Origin of the sequence: Streptomyces goshikiensis, assembly GCF_014650555.1 — a bacterium.
Classification (GTDB): Bacteria; Actinomycetota; Actinomycetes; order Streptomycetales; family Streptomycetaceae; genus Streptomyces; species Streptomyces goshikiensis.
In genome coordinates, this window is sequence record NZ_BMVE01000018.1 from 12,818 (window position 1) to 33,458 (window position 20,641).

The window sequence follows — 20,641 nt, forward strand, 5'->3', positions numbered from 1 at the left end:
ACGCGGGGGCCGCGCCCCCGCGGCAGGACGCGTACGAGGGGAAGGAACCGGCCGTTGCGCTGGACCACGCTGCTGTTCGACGAGGCGGACCTGGACGAACTCTCGCGCTTGGACGCGGACGCCCTGCTCGGCGCCGCCGGCGACACGCTGGAGCGGCGCTTCGACCCCCGTGACCTCTACCGGCGCTGGGAGCGCCAGCACTGGCTGGCCTCCGACATCGACCTCGAACGCGACCGCAAGCACTGGGACACCCTGCTGAGCCCGGGTGCCCGGGACAACCTCGCGTACTTCATCAAGAGCTTCCTGGTCGGGGAGTACACCGGACTCGACCTGATGAGCCCGATCCTGGCCGCCTGCCCCGACGAGGAGTACCTCGTCTACCTGGGGACGCAGGCCGCCGACGAGTCCCGGCACACGGTGTTCGTCAGCCAGGTCGCCGAGCAGGTCCTCGGGATGGACGCGTCGCTGCGCCGGCAGGTCATCGAGTCCTGGTCCGTCCTCACCCCCGCCCACCGGGCCGTGCACTGCCTGGAGAACGCGCTGCTGCGCGATCTCGCCGAATCCCCGCACGACTACGCGCAGTGGCTGCGCGCCGTCGCGTTCTTCCACCTCGTCACCGAGGGCGTCCTCGCCCTTCACGGGCAGCGGGGCCTGGTCCGCGGCCTGCAGCGCGTCCCCCTGCTGCCCGGTCTGCGCGCGGGCTTCACCGCCATGACGCGCGACGAGTCGCGGCACGTCAGCTTCGGCCTGCACGCGCTGCGCCGCGGTGCCCGCGAAGGCTTCTCCGAGGCCGTCCACGACATGATCGAGACCGGGATGCCGCTCGCCGCCGTCGTCGGCGTCGCCCCCGTCGGTCCCGGCGCCACGCCCGGGCGGGCCGCTGCCTCGGCCCGGTCCGCGAACGACCTGCTGGCCACGATCGCGGTGCGATTGCGCCAGCTCGATCTCCCACGCGACTTCGCCGAGCACGTACTCGGCAGGTGCAGGACGGCCCAGGAGGCCGTCCTGCACGCATCCACAGCGGCCACCGCCCAGGACAGGTAGGGGACATGGCGAACGAGACGGACAACAGCACGGCCACGCGCGGGGCCGGCGGGAAGTTCGCGGGTCTCCTGCGCAAACCCGCGGCTCTGCGCCTGGTCGGGTCGCTCTTCATCCTGGAGCTGGGTTCCGCGATGACGACGGTCGGCCTGCCGCTGCTGGTGATGCAGCGGTACGGACTCGGCCTGGAGGTCGGATTCACCCTGGCCGCCCGGTTCCTGCCGAACATCCTGCTGGGCGCCCTCGCCGGGCAGATCGTCGACCGTTACGACCCGCGCCGCGTGGCGATGTTCGCCGCGCTCGGCAGCGGCCTGGTCGTGGCGCTCTTCCCTCTGACCACCGCGATGTGGCAGATCCAGCTGCTGGCCCTCGCCATCGGCGTCGGCTACATGTTCAGTTTCCCCGCCACGATGGCGCTGCGCCCCCAGGTGATCCCCGAGGGCAGCGAACTGGAGGGCAACGGGCTGATCGTGACGGCCGAGCGCGTCCCGAAGCTCATCGGCCCGGCCCTCGCCGGGCCGATCGCGGCGGGCCTCGGCATCGGATGGCTCTTCTGCGCGGAGGCGGCCACCGCCGTCGCCGCGGCCGCCCTCCTGCTGCGCCTCCCACTGCTCGAACGGCCCGCCGCCGAGGCGCCGTCCGCGCCCGCCGCGCCCGCGGCCGGCGCCGGCCGCTCCGGCCCGGCCGGGCTGCGCTGGGTCGCCGCCTGGGCCCGCGCGCTGGCGGGGGGCGCCCGGGAGCTGGTGCACATGGTCAAGGACGACGGGCGGCTGTCCTCGCTGACCATCACCGCGTTCACGTACATGGTCGCGCTGGGCCTGGGCCGTACCTTCCTCGCGGCGTACTCGCTGGAGGAGTTCGAGGGCGTCCCGGCCATGCTGGGCTACCTGCTCGCCGCGATGGGACTCGGCGGCGCCTGCGGGGCGCTGCTCACGGCCCGCCTGCGGGGCTGGAACCAGGGCTGGGTGTACATCCTCGGCAACGCCCTCGAAGGCGTCTGCTGGATCGCCCTGATCTGGACCGGCAGCTGGGTCGTCGCGCTCGCCCTGCTCTTCGTCGCCGGCGTGTTCGAGTCGATCGCCTCGGTCGTGTACTTCGCGGAGGTGCAAAAGCGCCTCCCGACTCAGCTCACCGGCAAGTACTACGCCACGCTCGTCCCGCTCTCCGACGTCTTCCTCGTCGGGGGCACGGTGGCCGGCGGCCTGCTCGTCGGCGTGGCCGGGATCGGCTGGTCCGCTGCCCTCGTCGGCCTGGCGATGGCCGTGCCCGTGCTGCTGCTGGTCTCCCGGCTGGTCCCCGAGAAGCGGCTGCCCGCCGCTTCGGCCGCCCCCGCGGTCGCCGGCGGGGTGCTCTCGTGACACTCGCCCCCGCGACGCCGTTCCCCTACCTCGGCAAGGAGCTCGACGCCGTCGAGGACGTCAAGCACCCGCGCCTGTCCTGCTGGGTGCACTGCCTGCGCGACGCCCTGTACGCCACGGGTTTCCGCGACACGGCGCGGGCGCTGGCCCAGCCGGTGAACTTCGTCGTCGAACGCACCCCGGAGGGTGAGCTGCTCACCCTCTACGGGGGTCTGGACACCGACTACCACGCCCCGCGCTTCCAGCGGGGCGTCACCGCCCGCTGGGAGACCTCGCCGGACGATCCGGACCGGCCCGACGCGGCGCTGGACCTCGTACGCCGCGAACTCGCCCGCGGCCATGCGGTGCCCGTCTCACCGCGGCTGGAGGGAATGCGCCACTCCGAGTTCTACCGCGTCCCCTTCTTCGGCTACCCGCACACCTTCCTCGTGCACCGGCTGGAGCCCGGCGTCGCGTACGTCGCCGACCGCAACACCCGCAAGTCCGCCGCCTTCGAGGACAACCGGGGCACCGTCCCGGCCGGGGAACTGCGCGCCGGCATGGCCGGGGCCCCGGTGCTGGTCTGGGACGCGCACGAGCCGCGCGCCGACTGGGAAAGCGAGCTCGGGCTGCTTCTGGACCGTTCCGTACGGCAGATGACCGAGCCCGGCGCGCCGCAGGCGGGACTCGCGGGGCTGCGGGCCCTGCCCGGGGTGCTCGATGAGCTCTCCGGTCTCCCGGGGCGCCGCAGGCTGCTCCAGATGCGGGTGTCGGGCCCGCTGCAGCGGCAGGTCTCGGGTGACCGGCACGTGCTCGCCCGGGTGCTGGCCGGGGACCGGCTGCTGCGCTCCGGCGGCCCGCGCACGGCGGCGCTGGCGGCGGAGACGGCCGTGCTGCTCCAGGCCTCCTCCGACGCGGTGCTCGACCTCGCCCGCGCCGTGTTCCTGCTCGGGGCCTCGTGGAGCGCCGAGACGCTGGAGCTGTGCCGGCGGCGCGTCCGCGAGCTGTACGACGCGGACGCGCGCGCGGTGGAGGGCCTGGCGGGTCTGCGCCGGGGCGGGTCCGCGTTCTAGGCGAGGGCCGCCGCGTTGGAGAAGCCGCCCATGTAGTAGTCGACCGTGGCCCGCCCGGTGCACACGGACGGGACGCCCAGTTCCAGCAGCCGCTGGCAGAAGGCCATGTCCTCGGTGGTCTCCAGCACCCGCTGCCACAGCGTGAACTCGGTGGGGAACGGGATCCGGGCGTGCGTCTCGCGGCGCACCATCAGCTCGTTGGTGTCGACCCGGCTCAGCAGTTTCCCGTCGACGACGCGCATCACGTCGCGCACCACGTCCGACCCGGGCACGAACACGCCCTGGGCGCGCAGCGCCTCGTACGAGGGCGCCCGCCGCGCCGGAATCGGGTGCCAGGGGTCCTCGCCGTCGGGCACGAACGGGCCGCCGTCGGGGTTGCGCAGCCGGCGCCAGCTGTACGCGACGCCCGCCTCCGGTGCGGCCTCCAGGGCGCCCACCAGGCTGCGCAGGTGGTCGGGGTGACAGGCGTTGTCGTCGTCGAGGTGGGCGATGTACGCGCCGCGGGCCCGGGAGATCCCGAGGTTGCGCAGGTAGGACAGGCGGGCGGGCAGGTAGGGGGCGGGGATGGCGGGGTGGTCCTCGGGCGCCACGTGCGCGAACTCGGCGTGCGGGAACCGTTCGGCGAGCTCGCGCCGGTTGGTCTCCTCGGCCAGGAACGGGCAGTCGTCGCCGACGACGACGTGTTGGACGCGCACGCCCTCGGAGCGGGCCACCGAGGTCAGGGCCCGCTCGACCAGGGCCTGGGGGCGGCCCTTGGTCAGGGTGACGACGGTGACCAGGGGATCGGACATGGGGACTCCTTGTGGGCTGCTCAGCGGCCGGCGGCCGACAGGACGAGGGAGGCGTTGTTGCCGCTGAAGCCGAAGCTGTTGACCAGCACGTGCTCCGCGCGGACCGCCGCGGTGGACTCCCGTACGGTCACGACGCCGTCGGGGACCTCCAGGGGGGCGCGCAGACCGGGTGTGCCGGGCAGCCGCGCCTCGCGCAGGAAGCCGACGGCCGCCACCAGGGCGGGGAAGGCGGAGGCGTGCAGCAGGTGTCCGACGGCGCCCTTGTGGGAGCTGACGGGCACCGGGTGCGGGCCGAGTTCGCGGGCCAGCTCCCCGACGGCCTCGACCTCGGCGGCGTCGCCCTGGGCGGTGCCGGTGGCGTGGGCGTGGACGTAGTCGACGCGCCCGACGCCGGCGTCCTCCAGCGCGCCGCGCATGGCCGCCCGGATCGCGGCCGGCTCGGAGGCGACCGCCTGGGTGCTGTCGACCAGGCAGGCGGCCCCGGACAGCCAGGCCTTGGGGCGGTGGCCGCGGCGGTTCGCCCGGGCCGCGGTCTCCAGGACGAAGGCGCCGCCGCCCTCGCCGACGGTGATGCCGTCGCGGGTGGTGTCGAAGGGCCGGGCCCCGCCGGGACTCAGGGTCCTGACGACGTCCATGCTGGCGTACTCGTACGGGTTGAGGGCGCTGGCGCCGACCACCAGCGCGGTGTCGCCGAGTCCGGACAGCAGCCAGTCCCGGGCGAAGGACGCGGCGAAGGCGGCGGAGGCGCAGGCGTGCGAGAGGTGGACGACGGCCGCCTGGCCGGGGGAGCTTCCCAGCGCGACGAGGAGGGCGGCCGGGTCGGGCCCGGTGAACTCGCGGGCGGTGCCGTCGGCGGTGCCGGGGGCCTGGGAGACGAGGACGACGAGGGCGCCGGCCGGCAGTCCGGGCAGGCCGGCCGCGCGCAGCGCCTGGGCGGCGGCCGCCAGGGCCATCGTGTGCTTGCGCCGGCCCGGGGTGGTGCGGTCGGGGGCGGCGGGGAACGCCGAGGGGGGTACCGCGGCCACCGTGCGGCTGCGGAAATCGCCCTCGAAGGCGGTGAGTTCGCCGAAGGCCCGCTCGCCGCGGAGCAGGCCGCCCCAGAAGGCGTGCGGCCCGCTGCCCAGCGCGGTGATCAGGCCGGTGCCGGCCAGTGCCACGGCGTTCATGCGGCCTGCTCCCCCGCCGCCCAGGCCCGCAGCCGGACCCGGTCGTGCTTGCCGCTGCCGGTGCGCGGCAGCTCGGTGACGACGCGGACCGCGCGGGGCCGTACGTGCGGGGGCAGGCTGCGGCGGCACGCGGCGGCGACCCGGCCGGCCACCGCCGCCCGGTCGCCGTCCTCGCTCTCCACGAACGCCCATACGGTGTCGCCGCGATCGCCCCGGCGGATCCCGATCACCGCGGCGTCGACGACGCCGGCCGCGGCCCGTACGGCGTCCTCGACGACGGTGGGCGCCACCGTTTCCCCGTGCACGACGAGGACCTCCTTGATCCGGCCGGTGATACCGAGCACCCCGTCGGGCGATACGGATCCGGTGTCGCCGGTGCGCAGCCAGCCGTCCTCGGTGAAGGCGGCCCGGGACAGGGCGCCGGAGGCCGGGTCGAGGTAGCCGAGCATCAGGGCGGGGCTGTCGATCTGGATCTCCCCGGCGGCGCCGGCACGGCGGGCGCGGACGCCGTCCAGGAGCCGGCCGACCGTGCCCGGGTGCAGGTCGCCGGGGGCGTTCAGGGCGACGTTGGGGCCGGCTTCGCTCAGCCCGTAGCCGTCGTGCAGCGGCGCGCCGACGGCGGCGCGGAAGTCCTCGTACAGGGCGGGTGTCAGCACGTCGCCGCCGCAGCCGCGGATGCGCAGTTCGCGCAGCAGGCGGGCGGCCTCCGGGTCCTTGGCGGCCTCGGAGGCGAGCATCCGGTACATGGTGGGCACGCCGTCCAGCGAGGTGATCCGCTCGCGGGCCAGGAGCGTGAGGACGCGCCGCTGGTGGAAGCCGGATTCGGCGAACAGGTGTGCGCCGGTGGCGCGCCAGACCTGGAGGACGCTGAACCCGTAGGCGTGGCGCAGCGGCAGCGGGAGCAGCAGTCCGTCGGCGGCCGTGACCGCCATCCGGTCGGCGGTGGCCGTGCCCTGGTGGGCGAGGGCGGCGTGGGGGGCGGCGACGGCCTTGGGGTCGCCGGAGCTGCCGGAGGTCCAGAAGACGGCCGCGGTCCGGTCGGGGAGTTCCAGGGCGCCCTGCAGCGGGCCGGGCCCGACCACGGGCTCGCCGTCGCCTGCGGCGCGCACGACGGCGGCGGGTGCGATCCGGCGGACCGGCGCGGAGCCGTCGAGGAGCAGCGGGGCGCCGGTCTCGGCGGCGGCGAGCGCGGTGACGACCGCGGTCAGCGGGTGGTCGCAGGCCAGGGAGACGCCGCGGCCGGGGCGCGCCCCGGCCGTGTCGAGCGCGCGGGCGGTACGGGCGACCAGGCGGGCCAGCCGCGCGGGGTCGATGTGCTCGCCGTCGACGGTCAGCCGGGGCAGGGCGTGCGGTGCGGGCCCGCTCATGCCGCCGCCCCCTGGACGTCGCCGTGGGCGGTGGGGCTGCCGCCGAACAGGCCGCGCACGCCGACCGGAACGTCGTCGTCGCGGACGGGGACGGTGATCACCGCGGTGCGTCCCTCGGCGGTGACCTTGGCCGCCGTCTCCAGGGCTGCGGCGAGTTCGCCCTCGGTGGCGCAGCGGGCGGTCCAGCCGCCGCCGGCGCGGACGGCGGCCTCCGAGTGGGAGGGGGCGGTGAAGCGGGTCAGCGTGTCGGGTGCCCCCTCGTCGCTGCGGACGAAGCGCGGCCAGCCGTAACCGCCGTTGTCCAGGACCAGGGCGGTGATGCCGGCCCCGTGTTCGGCGGCCGTGGGCAGGGCGGCCAGGCTCATCTCGAAGGCGCCGTCGCCGCAGACGAGGACGGTGCGGCGGGTGGGGTCGGCCAGCGCGGCGCCGAGTGCGGCGGGCAGGCCGAAGCCGACCATGGTCTGCTCGCCGGGGGTGATGACGCGGGCCCGGTCGCTGACGGAGACGACCGGGTAGTGGTAGCCCCACATGTCGTGCAGGCCGTTCTCCTGGACGAGGGTGGCCTCGCGCGTGACGGACTCCTGGAGCAGGCGCAACGCGGCCGGGGCGGTGAGCGGGGTGCCGGGGCCGCCGTGGCCGGGGCGGCTGCCGCCGGGTGCTTCGGAGCCGGCCGTCGTGCCGTACCGGGCGTGCAGGGTGGCCCGTACGGCGGCCACTTCGGCGCGGCGCCGGGCGCCTTCCTCCGTGGCGGCCGGCGGGGCCGCGGCCAGCGCGTCGGTGAGCTGGTCCGCCACGACGGCGGCGTCGCCGAGCAGCGCGACCTCGGGCTCCACAGCGGTCAGGAAGACGTCGGGGTCGATGTCGACGTGGATGAGCCGCTTGTCCTGGAGGCTGTCCCAGCCCATCCGGGCGGTCTCCTCCAGCCGGGAGCCCACCACCAGCACCACGTCCGCCTCGGCGAGGAGGGTGTCGGCGGGCGGTGTGGCGTAGAGGCCCACCAGCCCGCAGGCCAGGGGGTGTTCCTCGTCGAGGGTGCCGCGTCCGGCGGCGGTGGTGAACACCGGGGCGGCGAGCGTCTCGGCGAGCCGGCGTACGGCGGCGCCGGCGCCCGCCGGCTTGCAGCCGCCGCCCGCGACGACGAGCGGCAGCCGCGCGGTGGTGAGCAGCGCGACCGCGCGGTCCACGTCCTCGGCGGCCGCGCCGCCGCGGGTGCGGCGCACCGGGAGGGCGGACGCCGCCTCGGGCGCCGGGGCGCGCAGCACCTCGTCGGCGATCTCCACCAGCACCACGCCGGGGCTGCCGTTGACGGCGAGGTGGACCGCCCGGCGCAGCGCCCAGGTCAGCTGGAGCGGGCTCTCCACCAGGAAGGTCCACTTGGCGAGCGGGCCGATGACGGCGGCTTGGTCGGTGTACTGGAAGCCGCCGCGGCCGATCCCGGCGACCGGCACCCGGGTGGTGACGACGACGACCGGGGCGCCAAGCGAGGAGGCCTCCAGCAGTCCGGTCAGGGTGTTGGTGAAACTGGGGCCGGAGTTGACGGCGAGCACCGCGGGGCGGCCGGTGACCGCCGCGTGGCCGATCGCGGCGCAGGCGCCGACGCGCTGGTCACGGACGCCGACGACCCGCAGTCCCGGGTGACCGCCGGCCGCGTCCATCAGTCCGGGCTCGTCGGAGGGCAGGCCGAAGACGCTGTCGCACCCCGCGTCGGCGAGGGTGGCGGCGACGAGGTTCCAGGGGTGGTTCTCGGTGGTCACGGCTGCTCCAAGGCGGGTTCGTCGGAGGAAAGGGGTCAGGCGGCGCGGCCGGTGCGCGCGGGGAGGCGGTCCGCCCGGGCCCGCAGGTACTCCCGCACGATCGCGCTGCGCTCCCAGGTGGCGTCGTCCAGCCACGCGGGCCGGTCCACCACGGCTCGGGACGGCTCCGCCCCGGCCGGCCGCAGCCGGGTGGCCACGGCCGTGAAGGCGCCGGTGTCCGCGCGGCGCAGCACCTCGCAGACGTAGACGGTGCCCGCCCGTCCCGACGCGACGAGGCCGGTGGCGAGCCGCAGGGCGGCGCCGCCGTCCCCGGCCGGGTCGCCGAGCGCGTAGCCGGGGCCCCGCCAGCCGGTGGCGGCGATGAACCGCTGGAGGAGCCCGGAGGGTTCGAGGGCGACGGAGTCGGAGGGCCGCAGACGCCGGTCCGGGTCGGCGCAGCGGGCGGCGAACTGGTCGGCGGCGTACACGCAGTAGTCGGTGGCGACGAGGATCACCGGCGCGTCGGGCACGTCGGCGGTGTAGTGGTCGGACAGCGCACCGCACACCGCGTCGACGGCCTCGGGGTCGGCGACCAGGCGGCGGGCTCCGGTGGCGGGGCGGGCCGGGGGGTCGCCGGCGGCCCGGCCCCGGATCGCCGGGGGGTCGAGCGCGACGCGCCCGCGGACGGCGGGAGGGTCAAGTACGAGGGTCACGAGCGGGCCCGGCGGCCGGCTTCGGCGGAGAGCAGCAGCGGCCGGGCGGTGACGGCGCCGCCGCGGCGGACGTGCCCGGCCCGGAGGCCGTAGCCGCCGAACGGCCGGTTGCCGTCCTCCACGTCGAAGGTGACGCGACCGTCGCAGACCACGCTGGTGCCGATGCGCGGGCCGCGCAGTCCGGGCTCGCCGAACACCTGGACGTACATGCCGCGCTCGGTCTCCTCGGGGGACCTCAGCCACTGCTCGATCCGGCGCGGGTCGTCGTACTCCATCGTCAGCACGACCGGGGAGAAGAACTCCGGCGGGTGGAAGCCGGGGCGCCACGGCAGGGTGAGCAGGGAGGGTTCCACGATGTTGCGGGCGAGGTCGGCGCGGCCGCCGCGGACGACGAACTCCTGGTGGCCGGCGAGGAACTCGGCCGCGCCCTCCACCGCGTCGGGGTAGACCAGCGGGGCGACGAGCGTGTCGGCCTCGCGCCGGTCGCCGACGCGGACGGCGGACAGGGCGTCGGCCAGGCGGGTGGTGAGCTCGCGGGCGACCGAGCGGTGTACGAAGACGATGTCGGTGCACAGGCAGTCCTGGCCCGAGTTGTAGAGGCGGGCGGCGAGCACGCTGCGGCAGGCCGTGTCGAGGTCCGCCTCGGGGCCCACGACCAGCGGGTTGGGGCCGGAGCCGAAGCCGAGGAACAAGGCGTCGTGCGGGATCCGCGCGGCCACCGTCCCGGCGTTGTCGGGCTGGCCGGTGAAGACGACCGCGTCGGAGTGCGCGCACGCGTCGAGGAACTCCCGCTGCGAGACGGGCGCCATCTCGAAGCGGCCGCCCACCGCCGCGCGCACGCGCGGCCCGATGATGTCGTGTACGGCCATGGCGGCGGGAGCCACGCGGGCCGAGGGGCGCAGCCGCACCTCGTCGGTGTAGAGCGAGGGGATGACGCCGAAGAGTACGTAGGAGTAGAGCAGGTTGTTCGACGGCAGGAAGGTGGCCAGCCGGCCGAGCTTTCCGGGGGAATTGCGCAGCAGTTCCCAGGGGGCGCCGGACAGGGCGCGCAGCGAACGGAAGAATTCGTCGACGGCGGCCTGCCGGGTGGCGACCCGGGTGAGCACGGAAAGCAATTCCTCCCGGTTCTCCAGAAGGGTTTCCACGAGGGCGGGGACGATGCGCTCCACCTCGGCGGGAACCAATCCCTCCGGGTGCGCCGGCGCCGTGGCGCCACCCTCGGCGAATACGGTCTCCGGCTCCACATCGATGACGGCGCTGTGCATGCGTGTACCCCCTTGCCCGTGCCCGTGACCTCGGGCCCAGGCAGGAGCCTGCCCTGGTGGCGGGCACCGGCGCATCTCACGGCGTGCTCTCTTCGCACGCCTTCGGGCGCCTTCGAGCCGATTCAGCATTCTCGGAGAATCTCCGCGGCGCGGCGACCCGTAGCATCCGGGACTACGTCTGCGGCACATCAGACCGATGCGCCGCCCGCCGAGGAGATGAGGAGATGCCGTGACGCCGGATGAATTCCGTTTCAGCGCATTCCTCTCCGCGGTCGATCTGGAATCCGGAATCCTGCTCGCCAATGGCCCGCGCATGCAGCGCCTGGTGCTGGATTCCGAGTGGGCGCGGCCCGTGCGCGCGCTCCTGGGAACCTCTTTCACGGCCGCCGGGTTCGGCGCCCTGGCCCCGGACCCGGACGCCGCCGCGGACGTGCTGCGCGCGCTGCTCGACCGCGACCTGGTGGTGCGCGAGGGGACCGACGAGGAGGGCGGCCTGCGGGCGCTGCTCGCGGACCGGCCCGAGGCGGCGGGGCGCGGAGCGGCCGGAACGGCGCGGGGCTCCTGGCCCACGACCCGGTACGGGCTGCCGCAGCACCTGTCCACCGCGCGGCCGCGGCCCGGCTCGTCCGGCGCCGCCGAGCCGCTGACGTACCTCCTGCTGGGCGGGTGCGTCACCCAGTTCACCGAGGAGCCGCTGGTCTCGCTGGGCCGGGAGCAGGGGCTCGACGTGCGGACCGAGCACCTCTGGCCGGGCTCCACCCGGGACATGTCCCGCGCGGTCGCGCGGGTGCGGCCCGACGTGACGGTCTACCAGGCCGGCGTCCAGCCCTTCCTGTCGGCCCTGTGGGACGGCGCGCACACCCAGGACTCCGAGGAGCGCGGGCGCACCCTGTCGCTGATGAAGAGCGCCCTGTCGATCAACATCACGGCCCTCGCCGACGCCCTCGACGGCAGGCTGGGCCTGGTCCACAACTTCGGGCCGCCGGCCCTGTCCCCGTTCGGACGCTTCGACTTCGCCGAGGAGTACGGCTTCCGGCGCGTCGTCGCGGAGCTCAACGCCCACGTGGACCACTGTGTACGGCGCCACCCGAACCTGATGGTGGTCGACGAGGAGCGGCTGGTGGCCCGGTACGGCGCCGCGACCCTCTTCGACGACCTCGTCTTCCCGTTCGGCCACCACGGCGGCTCCCTGGACCCGGCCGACGAGCGTCCGCACCAGCTGCCCGCCCTCGGGGAGGCCCTGGCCGGCGAGTACCTGGCCTGCCACCGCGCGCACCGCGCCGCCGGCCAGATCAAGCTGGTCGTCACCGACCTCGACGGGACCCTGTGGCCCGGCATCGCCGCCGACGACGGCTTCGACTGGCTCGACGGAGACGCCACCAGCCGCTGGGTCCACGCGGGGCTGCACCAGGCGCTCTCCGTACTCGCCTCGCGCGGCGTGCTGCTCGCGACCTCCAGCAAGGGCGACGCCGAGGCGACGCTCGGCGCCTGGAAGGGCCACGGTGGCAGCGGCCGGCCGCTGCTGGGCCCCGACGACTTCGTGCTGCACAGCATCAACTGGCGTCCCAAATCGGCCGGCATCGCCGAGCTGTGCACCCGGCTGGGTTTCGCGCCCGAGCAGGTACTGTTCCTCGACGACAACCCGGTGGAGCGGGCCGAGGTCGCCGCGGCGCTGCCCGGGCTGCGCATCGCCGAGGGGCCGGTGCACACCTTCCGCGAGCAGCTGCTTTCCAGCCCGGCCCTGGAATCGGGCCGGCGCACCCGGGAGGCGGCGCAGCGCACCCACACCACCCGGGCCATGCTGCGGCGCCAGGAGCTGGGCGCCACCATGGACCGCGAGGAGTTCCTGCGCTCCCTCGGGATCGGCCTGCGCGTGGCGCGGGCCGGCGAGGAGCACCTGGCCCGCGCGAGCGAACTGTTCAACCGGACCAACCAGTTCACCACGACGGCCTGGCGCACCACGCCCGAGGAGTTGCGGCGGCTGCTCGCGGCGCCGGACACCCGGTTGCACCTGGCCTTCGCCTCCGACCGGTTCGCCGACTACGGCCTGACCGGTGCCTGCCTGGTCCAGGGACGCACCGTGACGGCCTTCGTCCTCAGCTGCCGTGTGATCGGCCTCGACATCGCCGTGCCGTTCCTGGCCGCGGCGCTGCGCGACGGGGCGCTCCAGGACGGCCCGGACGGCCCCGGTCTCGCCGGGGTGCGCGGCCGTTTCGTATCCACCGACCGCAACACCCCGGCCCGGGAGCTGTTCCCGGACGCCGGTTTCGATCCGGGCGCGGACGGCGCGCCGGGCGAGTACGTCCTGACCGCCGGGAGCCGGCTCCCGGACCTGGCGGGCCTGCCCGTCGCGGTCACCTCGGGGCCCTAGTACAGGGCGCCCGGGAGCCGGGACCCGAGACAGCAGAACCGGATCGAACGATCCACAGAAGAGGGGGAATCAACGTGCGAGCAGTGGTCACAGGCGGCGCCGGTTTCGTGGGATCGCACCTGTGCGAGCGGCTCCTGGCCGAGGGGCAGGAGGTCGTCTGCGTGGACAACCTCTCCACCGGGCGGGCCGAGAACATCACCCACCTGCTGGACCACCCTGGATTCCGTTTCCTGCTCCTGGACGTCACCGAGGGCCTCGACGTGCCCGGCCGGGTCGACGCGGTCTACCACCTGGCGTCGCCCGCCTCTCCCGCCGACTACCTCCGGCTCCCGCTCGAAACCCTGCTCGTCGGCTCGTACGGCACCCGCAACGCGCTCGAACTCGCCCGGCGCCACGACGCGGGCTTCCTGCTGACCTCGACCTCCGAGGTGTACGGCAGCCCGGAAGTGCACCCCCAGCCCGAGAGCTACTGGGGCAACGTCAACCCGATCGGGCCGCGGTCCGTGTACGACGAGGCCAAGCGCTTCGGCGAGGCCATCACCATGGCCTACCGCCGCAGCCACGGGGTGCGCACGACCATCGTGCGCCTCTTCAACACGTACGGTCCGCGGCTGCGGAGCGACGACGGCCGGGCGGTGCCCGCGTTCATCACCCAGGCCCTCGCGGGCCGGGCCCTGACGGTCACGGGCGACGGAAGCCAGACCCGTTCGCTGTGCTACGTCGACGACACGGTCGACGGCATCGTGCGGGCGCTGGCCTCGGGCCACTCCGGGCCGCTGAACCTCGGCAACCCCGTCGAGGTGACGATGCGCGAGCTCGCCCTGACCGTGCGCGGCCTGTGCGGGTCGAGCAGCGAACTCACCCTGATCCCGCGGCCGCAGGACGACCCGCAGCTGCGCCGGCCGGACATCACGGCCGCCGTGCGGGAGCTGGGCTGGGAGCCGCGCACCGCCTTGGACGAGGGCCTGCGGCGCACGATCGCCCACTTCCGGGAGGGCGCCTGCACCGGCCTGCCCGTACACCACGAGGAGGCCGCGCCGGCCCTGGCCTGACCGTCCGCGGGCCGCGCCCGACCGCGCACCGCCCGCACCGCCTCACAGCTCAACCCGGCTCAGCTCACGCAGAGACCGACGGACCGGCGCCGCCGACCCGGCGCCGGCCCAGGACCCGACGCACCTGAAAGGGGGCACGAACAACGATGAACCTGCCCGACCACCTCACGCTGAAGAACCCCGCCGACGTCCCGCTGGACAGCCTGATCCGGTTCGTCCGCACCTACGAGGAGAACATCACCGGCGCGTCCACCTACAGCCGCGAGGACATCCTGCAGGAGACCGGGATACCCGGCTACCGGGACAACAGCTGGTGCCTGACGGACGCCGCAGACGAGGTGGTGGCCTGGGCCGCGCTGACGGTGCGGGGCGGTGACACGGTCGACGCCGCGCTCACGGCGCTGCCCGGCGAGCACGGCGAGGCCGCCGCCCGCTGCCTCCTGCACCGCCTGCTGAACCGGGCCGGTGAACTCGGGGAGGAGCAGGACACCCACTACGGCGTCAGTGTCCGCGGCGTGCTCAGCGGGGACACCGTGGTCCCGCGGGTCCTGGAGCGGGGCGGTTTCGTGCGCGGGGTGACGCTCGGCCAGTACTCCGTCGATCTGACGGAGCCGCCGCTGCCTCCCGCGCTGCCCGAGAACGGGCTGGTCCGGCCGGTCTCGTCGGACGCGGACGTGGAGGCCGTCCACGGCCTGCACCTGCGCAACCTCTCGAAGGGCCCCAAGACCCACAGCCCGGAGCTCTTCCGTACGCTGCTGAACCGCCTGCGCGCGGCCGGCGGCGTCGCCCTGGTGCTGGAAGTGGCCGGCCGGCCGGCCGGATACGTCCTCGCCCAGGCGGGCGACGGAGAGGGACGCGTCGTCGAGCTCGCGGTCGCTCCGGCGTCCCGGGGCCTGGGCATCGGGCTCGCCCTGACCACCGCGGCCCTCGCGGACCTGCGCGCCCTCGGCGCCGCCCGGGCCTGGATCACCATGGACACGGCGGAACTCCGCGACCAAGAGGGCCTGCACCGCGTCCTCGCCATCCAGGGCGAACGCGCGCTCACGCACTACGTCAAGCAGACCGCATGACACGAGCGGACCGCTGACAGGGGCGGGACTCCCGACCGAGTCCTGTCCCCCACGTCCCCAGGAACGATAGCGATCCCCCTCTTTTTCCGGCAGCCAACGCCGGCCCCTCACTGCTTCTTCGTGAAGTCCCCCGCGTACGAGAGGAAGACGCCTGCCATGACGCACACCGGCGAGCCGAGGAAACGGCTGCTGATGGTGATGCCCTACAGCCAGTTCGTCCGCAAGGCCGCCGAGGCGGGCTTCGAGGTCTGGGCGATCTGGGACCCCTCCCTGCGCGAGCGGGCCTACCTCGACGAGGTCGCCGAGCACGCGCGCGAACTGCTGCTGACCGACTTCTCCGACGAGGCGGGCCTGCGCGCCCTGATCCGGGAGACCGCGCGCGCCCACGCCATCGACGTCGTCCTGCACCTGGGCGCCGAGGACAGCATGGCTCCGGCCGTCGCCGAGGCCGAGGCGCTGGGCCTGTCCCCCAACCCGGCGGCGGCCGTGGGGCTGCTCAACGACAAGGCCGCCATGCGGGAGCTGCTCGCCCGGCACGGGCTGTCCGCCGTCCGGTCCGAGCCGGCCGCGGACACCGCGGCCGTCGCGGCGGCCGCCGGGCGGCTGCCGCTGCCGGTCGTGGCCAAGCCGGCCCGGTCCTCGGGCAGCCGGGGGGTCGGCCTGATCCGCGACGGCGCGGACCTCCAGGAGTGGACGCGGCGCGTCGAGGAGGGCGGGGTGAGTGGCCCGTTCCTCGTCGAGGAGTACCTGGACGGGGCCGAGTACAGCGTCGAGACCCTCACGGCCGGCGGGGTGCACCACGTCATCGGCGTCACCGCCAAGCAGACCACCGGCGCACCCGGCTTCGTCGAGACGGCGCACGTCCATCCCGCCCCGCTGGACCCCGCCGACGAGCGCGCGATCCAGGCGGTGGTCACGGGCCTGCTCGACCTCGCCGGTCACGCCTTCGGGCCCGCGCACACCGAGGTGATCCTCACCGCCCGCGGCCCGCGGATCGTGGAGTCGCAGACGCGGCTGGGCGGCGACCGCATCCCGCTGCTGATCGAGACGGCCTCCGGCTACGACATCGAGGCCGCGATCTTCCGCACCCTGGCGGGCGAGCCCGTCGCCCCGCCCGTCCCCCGGCGGACGGCGTCCGTCGGGTTCTTCCTGCTGCCGCCGGGGCGCCTGGAGGCCACCGGGGACCTCGACGCCATCCGGGCCCTGCCCTACGTCCGCGCGCTGCACTTCCCCTTCGAACCCGGGGCCGAACTGCCGCGCACCATCGACTCGTTCACCCGTCACGGCTACGTCGTCGTCGATGCCGGCTCGCCCGCCCAGGCCGCCGACCGGATCGCCGCCGTACGGGAACTCCTGCGCCCCGTCGTCCGCGAAGCGGCCGCCGCCTCCCCGAAGGGAACCCTCCGTTGAGCCCTGCCCCCACCGTCCTGCTGATCGGCGGAGTCGACGCCCACCTGGAGCGCTTCGCCGCGCTCGGTGCGAAGGTCGTCCTGATCCAGCATCCTGACAAGGTCACCGCGTTCCAGGCCGGCACCGCCGACGTCCTGCTCGTCGTCGACTACACCGACTGGGACACCGTGCTGCCGTTCGCCGAGGCGGCCCGCTCCGTGTACGGGGTCGACGCGGTCGTGTCGCTGACCGAGCCCGGCCTGAACCCGGCCAGCCGGCTCAGCGACCTGTTCGGCCTCTCCGACGGCCGCCGCTACGAGGTCAGCCGCCGGATGCGCGACAAGTGGCTGATGCGCCGCCACCTCGCCGAGCAGGGGCTGCCGGTCCCGCACGCCGCGCTGGTCGAGGGCCGCGCCTCGCTGGACGCCTTCGGGGAGCGGGCCGGGTACCCCTTCATCCTCAAGCCCCTCTCCACGACCGCCGGCTTCGGCCTGCTCCGCGCCGAGGACCCCGGCGACCTCGACCGGGTGTGGGCGCGGATCCAGGAGCTCGACGGCGGGCGCACCGACCGCGGCTCCACCATGTTCACCGTCGACGGATTCCTGATGGAGTCCTACATCGACGGTCCCGAGTTCAGCGTCGAGGCACTCAGCTTCGCCGGCCGCCACGTGGTGGTCGCCGTCACCGAGAAGCTCGTGGACGAGGCGCACTTCGCGGAGCTCGGCCACGCCGTGCCGGCCCGCCTCGACGAGGGCGACCGCGAGCGGCTGACCGGTGCGGTCGAGGCGTTCCTGACCGCCATGGGCGTCACCGACGGCCCCAGCCACACGGAGATCCGCCTCAGCGGGCGCGGTCCCGTGGTCATCGAGTCCCACAACCGGCTCGGCGGCGACCACATCGTCGAACTCGTCGAGGCCGCCTACGGAATCGACATGATCGCCTACGGGGCGGCCTGGCCACTGGGTCTGACCGAGCCCCTCGACGCCTCCCCCGCGCCCCTGGCCGGCGCCGCGACCCGTTTCGTCCTGCGCGAGCCCGGCACCGTCACCGCCGTGTCCGGCGTGGCGGAGGTCGCGGCGCGGCCCGACGTGATCGCCGCCCAGGTGTCCGTGCGGCCCGGTGACACCGTCCGGCCGCTGCGCGACAACTGGGACCGGCTCGGCTGTGTCGTCGTACGCGCCGCGGACACCGACGGAGCCGTCGAGCTGTGCGAACACCTGACGCAGAGCGCCATCCGCATCGACGTCGAGCCGGCGGAGCCGTCCGCGGCGCGGCCCGTGGCCGCCTGAGCCACGGCGGCCCGCCGCCCGAACCGAGGAGTTGACCGTTGTCCGCACCGACCGCACCCATCTCACTTCTGCTCGTGCTGCGCGAGGACCTCGACGTCGTCCTCGCGCGGGACCCCTCCGTGGCCAGCCGCTGGGAGGCGCTGGGGCACTCCGGCCTGTCCGCCCTGTGGGCCCACCGGGTCGCGCACCGTCTCCACCGGGGCGGGATGCGGACCGCGGCCCGGACGATGGCGCGCGTCGCGCGCCGCCGTACGGGCGTCGAGATCCATCCCGGCGCGGTGCTGGGGCGCCGCGTGTTCATCGACCACGGCGCGGCCGTGGTCGTCGGCCAGACCGCCACCGTCGGCGACGACGTGACGATCTACCAGCAGGTCACGCTCGGGGCGGTGGGCTGGTGGGCCGACAACGCCCGTCCGCCGGGCGAGCGGCGCCACCCCGCGATCGGCAACGGCGTGGTCCTGGGGGCCAACGCCACCGTGCTCGGGCCCGTCACGGTCGGCGACCGGGCGCTGATCGGCGCCATGGCGACCGTCACCGAGGACATCGGGCCGGGCGCGCGGGTCTACGCTCCGCGATCCGTGGTCCTGCCCGCGCCCGGGGAGGCGCCGGCCGTCCCGGACGACGCCACCGCTCTCGATCCGGTACGTCTGCTCGCCTCGGCCGGCTCGTGGTGAGCCGGCCGGTGCGGCCCCCCGCGCCCGCACTCGTACCCGTACCCCTCTCCGTATCCGTTCCCCGTACCGTCATCCCCGGAGGCCTTCTGTGACCACCGCCATCGCCCCGCCGGCGCGCAGGATCGCCGCCGGCCTGGAAGAACTCATCGGCAACACCCCTCTGGTCCGCATCTCCGTGGCGGACGCCGCGCCCGGTACCGAGGTGCTGGGCAAGCTGGAGTCCGCGAACCCGTTCGCCAGCAGCAAGGACCGGGCCGCCCTGGCCATGCTGCGGGGCGCCGAGCGGCGCGGCGACATCCGCCCCGGATCGACCGTGGTGGAGTCCACCTCGGGCAACACCGGCATCGCCCTGGCCGCGCTGTGCGCCGTACGGGGCTACCGCTGCGTCGTCGTGCTGCCCGACAGCGCGACGCCCGAGCGGATGGGGCTGCTGGCGGCCCTGGGCGCGGAGGTCGTCCAGACCCCGAGCGCCGAGCGGTTCGCCGGCGCCATCGCCAAGGCCGAGGAGATCCAGGCGGCCACGCCCGGGTCCTGGTACGTCCGCCAGCACGAGAACGACGACAACGTGCGCGCCCACTACGAGGCCACGGGCCCGGAGATCTGGCGCGACACCGCGGGCCGTGTCGACGTGCTCGTCGCGGGCGTGGGCACCGGGGGCACTCTGACGGGGGCCGGGCGCTACCTGCGCGAACGCAACCCGGACCTGGAGATCGTCGCCGTGGAGCCGGAGAACTCCCCCGTGCTCTCGCGCGGTTACGCGGGGACCCACCGCATCCCGGGCCTCAACGGCGGCTTCGTCTCCCCCACCACCGACGTCGCCCTCATCGACCGCGTCCTCACCTGCCCGGACGAGGCCGCGCTGGCCACGGCCCGCGCCCTCACCCGGGAGCAGGGCATCTTCGCGGGCGTCTCCTCCGGCGCCGCCGTCCACGGCGCCGCCGCCCTGGCCCGGCTGCCCGAGTACGCCGGCAAGACCATCGTCACGATCCTGCCCGACACCGGCGAGCGGTACGTGAGCATCTTCAACGAAGGAGTCTCCTCATGACCACCCTGATCCTGCACCGCGGCTCGCTGCGCGCCAACCCGTACGAGCGGTGGCTCGCCGACCACGACGAGAAGATCGTCCTGCTGGGCTCCGCGGAGCAGCTGGCCCTGTTCGGCGAGGAACTGCCCACCGGCGCCCCGTACCTGCACGCCGAGGTGCTGCCCGGCTACGACACGGGCGAGCGGGTGCTGGAGCGGGCCGCGGAACTCGTCGAGGAGTTCGCCGTCACGGACGTCGTCGCCTGCCAGGAGTACGACATCCTGCGGGCGGCGCTGCTGCGGGAACGCTTCGGCCTGCCGGGGCAGCGGCCCGACTCCGCGGTCGTCTACCGCGACAAGTGGGAGATGAAGCGGGCGGCCGTGCGGGCGGGCATCCCGGTCGCCGACCACGTCCTGCTGCGGACCGGCGCCGACCTCGACGCGTTCGCGGAGCGGCACGGGCTGCCGGTCGTCGTGAAGCCGAGGCGCGGGGTGCTCTCCATCGGGGTGTCCATCCTGCGCACGGCCGCGGAACTGGCCGGCTGGCGGGCGGCGACAGAGCTGACCGGGGCCGACGGCGAGCCCGAGTGGCTGGCCGAGGCGTTCGTCGAGGGCTCCATGTGCCACGTCGACGGCACGGTGCTGGACGGGCGCATCGCGACGCTGTGGCCGTCGCGGTACCTGTACGCGCTGGCCGACTTCCGGGACCGGGGCGGCCGGGTGGACATCGCGCTCGACACCGCGGACCCGCTGGCGCGGCGTCTGGCCGCGTTCGGCGAGAAGGTGCTTGCCGCGTTCGGCGGGCCGGAGCACTTCGCGTTCCACATCGAGGTGTTCGTCACCGCCGACGGTGACCTGGTCCTGTGCGAGGCCGCCTCGCGGGCCGGCGGCGCCGGGGTGCGGGACGTCCAGCGGGCCCTGTTCGGCTTCGACCCGATGGAGTACCCGGTACGCCGCCAGCTCGGCCTGCCGGCGGAGCCCGGGCCGCGCCGGGACCCCGCGCTGATCGCGGGCCAGCTGCTGTTCACCAAGCGTCCGGGCGTCCTGCGCGCCCTGCCGGACCCGGCGCTGATGCCGGAGGGGGTCGTCAAGTACACGACGTACGCCGAGGTCGGCGAGACGGTCCCGGACGCCTCCCACTCGGGCGACTTCCTGGCCGCCTTCGTCATCACGGGCGCGGACCGCGCCGACTGCGAGTCCCGCATCCGCGCCGTGGAGACCTGGTTCACGTCGGGCCTCGACATCGGCTGACCTGCCCGGACGGCCGCCGGCCGGGCCGCGCGGAGG

The 20,641-nt window shown here is 74.9% G+C and carries 17 protein-coding genes; 11 read left to right on the plus strand and 6 right to left on the minus strand.

Annotated features, from left to right (window positions below):
• The first annotated feature begins 54 nt into the window (after positions 1 to 54).
• Genes IE248_RS33455 through IE248_RS33465 form a run of 3 tightly spaced genes read left to right on the plus strand, consistent with a single transcriptional unit; the run spans position 55 to position 3,451 of the window.
• Complete coding sequence (locus IE248_RS33455) at positions 55 to 1,044, plus strand: ribonucleotide-diphosphate reductase subunit beta (protein ID WP_190032652.1); 990 nt, start codon at positions 55 to 57, stop codon at positions 1,042 to 1,044.
• 5 nt (positions 1,045 to 1,049) lie between these two features.
• Positions 1,050 to 2,399 (plus strand): MFS transporter, encoded by a 1,350-nt coding sequence (locus IE248_RS33460; RefSeq protein ID WP_073776279.1) that lies wholly within the window; start codon positions 1,050 to 1,052, stop codon positions 2,397 to 2,399.
• A complete protein-coding gene (locus IE248_RS33465; protein WP_190032653.1) occupies positions 2,396 to 3,451 on the plus strand; it encodes a hypothetical protein in 1,056 nt (351 codons plus the stop codon). Before IE248_RS33460 ends, IE248_RS33465 begins: the two co-directional genes overlap by 4 nt.
• On the opposite strand, the gene IE248_RS33470 is transcribed toward IE248_RS33465, so the two are convergent.
• The 6 genes from IE248_RS33470 to IE248_RS33495 are packed head-to-tail and all read right to left on the minus strand — an operon-like array spanning position 3,448 to position 10,486.
• Positions 3,448 to 4,242, minus strand: coding sequence for a glycosyltransferase family 2 protein (locus IE248_RS33470; protein WP_190032654.1), 795 nt, complete (start codon positions 4,240 to 4,242; stop codon positions 3,448 to 3,450). The two genes, IE248_RS33465 and IE248_RS33470, sit on opposite strands and share 4 nt — an antisense overlap.
• Before the next feature lie 20 nt (positions 4,243 to 4,262).
• Entirely contained in the window at positions 4,263 to 5,408 is a 1,146-nt protein-coding gene (locus IE248_RS38320; protein WP_073797102.1) for a beta-ketoacyl synthase N-terminal-like domain-containing protein, read from the minus strand.
• A complete protein-coding gene (locus IE248_RS33480) occupies positions 5,405 to 6,775 on the minus strand; it encodes a class I adenylate-forming enzyme family protein (protein WP_073797101.1) in 1,371 nt (456 codons plus the stop codon). The genes IE248_RS38320 and IE248_RS33480 overlap by 4 nt, the downstream gene beginning before the upstream one ends.
• Entirely contained in the window at positions 6,772 to 8,529 is a 1,758-nt protein-coding gene (locus IE248_RS33485; RefSeq protein ID WP_190032655.1) for a thiamine pyrophosphate-binding protein, read from the minus strand. Before IE248_RS33485 ends, IE248_RS33480 begins: the two co-directional genes overlap by 4 nt.
• 35 nt (positions 8,530 to 8,564) lie before the next feature.
• Entirely contained in the window at positions 8,565 to 9,221 is a 657-nt protein-coding gene (locus IE248_RS33490) for a hypothetical protein (RefSeq protein ID WP_053065883.1), read from the minus strand.
• A complete protein-coding gene (locus tag IE248_RS33495; protein ID WP_073797099.1) occupies positions 9,218 to 10,486 on the minus strand; it encodes an aldehyde dehydrogenase family protein in 1,269 nt (422 codons plus the stop codon). The genes IE248_RS33490 and IE248_RS33495 overlap by 4 nt, the downstream gene beginning before the upstream one ends.
• 229 nt (positions 10,487 to 10,715) lie before the next feature.
• Here IE248_RS33495 and IE248_RS33500 point away from each other — a divergent pair, with 229 nt between their 5' ends.
• The 8 genes from IE248_RS33500 (at position 10,716) to IE248_RS33535 (ending at position 20,605) form a co-directional block, all read left to right on the plus strand.
• Positions 10,716 to 12,857 (plus strand): HAD-IIIC family phosphatase, encoded by a 2,142-nt coding sequence (locus IE248_RS33500; protein ID WP_190032656.1) that lies wholly within the window; start codon positions 10,716 to 10,718, stop codon positions 12,855 to 12,857.
• A 68-nt stretch (positions 12,858 to 12,925) separates the two neighbouring features.
• Positions 12,926 to 13,909: a UDP-glucuronic acid decarboxylase family protein gene (locus IE248_RS33505; RefSeq protein ID WP_073797137.1), complete on the plus strand. Its 984-nt coding sequence runs from the start codon at positions 12,926 to 12,928 to the stop codon at positions 13,907 to 13,909.
• Between the two features lie 146 nt (positions 13,910 to 14,055).
• Positions 14,056 to 14,979 carry a GNAT family N-acetyltransferase gene (locus IE248_RS33510; protein WP_123083552.1) on the plus strand — a complete coding sequence of 308 codons (924 nt, stop codon included), beginning with the start codon at positions 14,056 to 14,058 and terminating at the stop codon, positions 14,977 to 14,979.
• A gap of 156 nt (positions 14,980 to 15,135) precedes the next feature.
• Complete coding sequence (locus IE248_RS33515) at positions 15,136 to 16,389, plus strand: ATP-grasp domain-containing protein (protein ID WP_190032657.1); 1,254 nt, start codon at positions 15,136 to 15,138, stop codon at positions 16,387 to 16,389.
• On the plus strand, positions 16,386 to 17,657 hold the full coding sequence (locus IE248_RS33520) for an ATP-grasp domain-containing protein (protein ID WP_073797095.1): 1,272 nt from the start codon (positions 16,386 to 16,388) through the stop codon (positions 17,655 to 17,657). The genes IE248_RS33515 and IE248_RS33520 overlap by 4 nt, the downstream gene beginning before the upstream one ends.
• A gap of 38 nt (positions 17,658 to 17,695) precedes the next feature.
• Positions 17,696 to 18,331, plus strand: coding sequence for a serine O-acetyltransferase (locus IE248_RS33525; RefSeq protein WP_073797094.1), 636 nt, complete (start codon positions 17,696 to 17,698; stop codon positions 18,329 to 18,331).
• Between the two features lie 88 nt (positions 18,332 to 18,419).
• The gene (locus tag IE248_RS33530) at positions 18,420 to 19,376 is read left to right on the plus strand and encodes a PLP-dependent cysteine synthase family protein (protein ID WP_073797093.1); all 957 of its coding nucleotides are present in this window, start codon (positions 18,420 to 18,422) and stop codon (positions 19,374 to 19,376) included.
• Positions 19,373 to 20,605 (plus strand): ATP-grasp domain-containing protein, encoded by a 1,233-nt coding sequence (locus IE248_RS33535; protein ID WP_190032658.1) that lies wholly within the window; start codon positions 19,373 to 19,375, stop codon positions 20,603 to 20,605. Before IE248_RS33530 ends, IE248_RS33535 begins: the two co-directional genes overlap by 4 nt.
• The last annotated feature ends 36 nt before the right edge of the window (positions 20,606 to 20,641 follow it).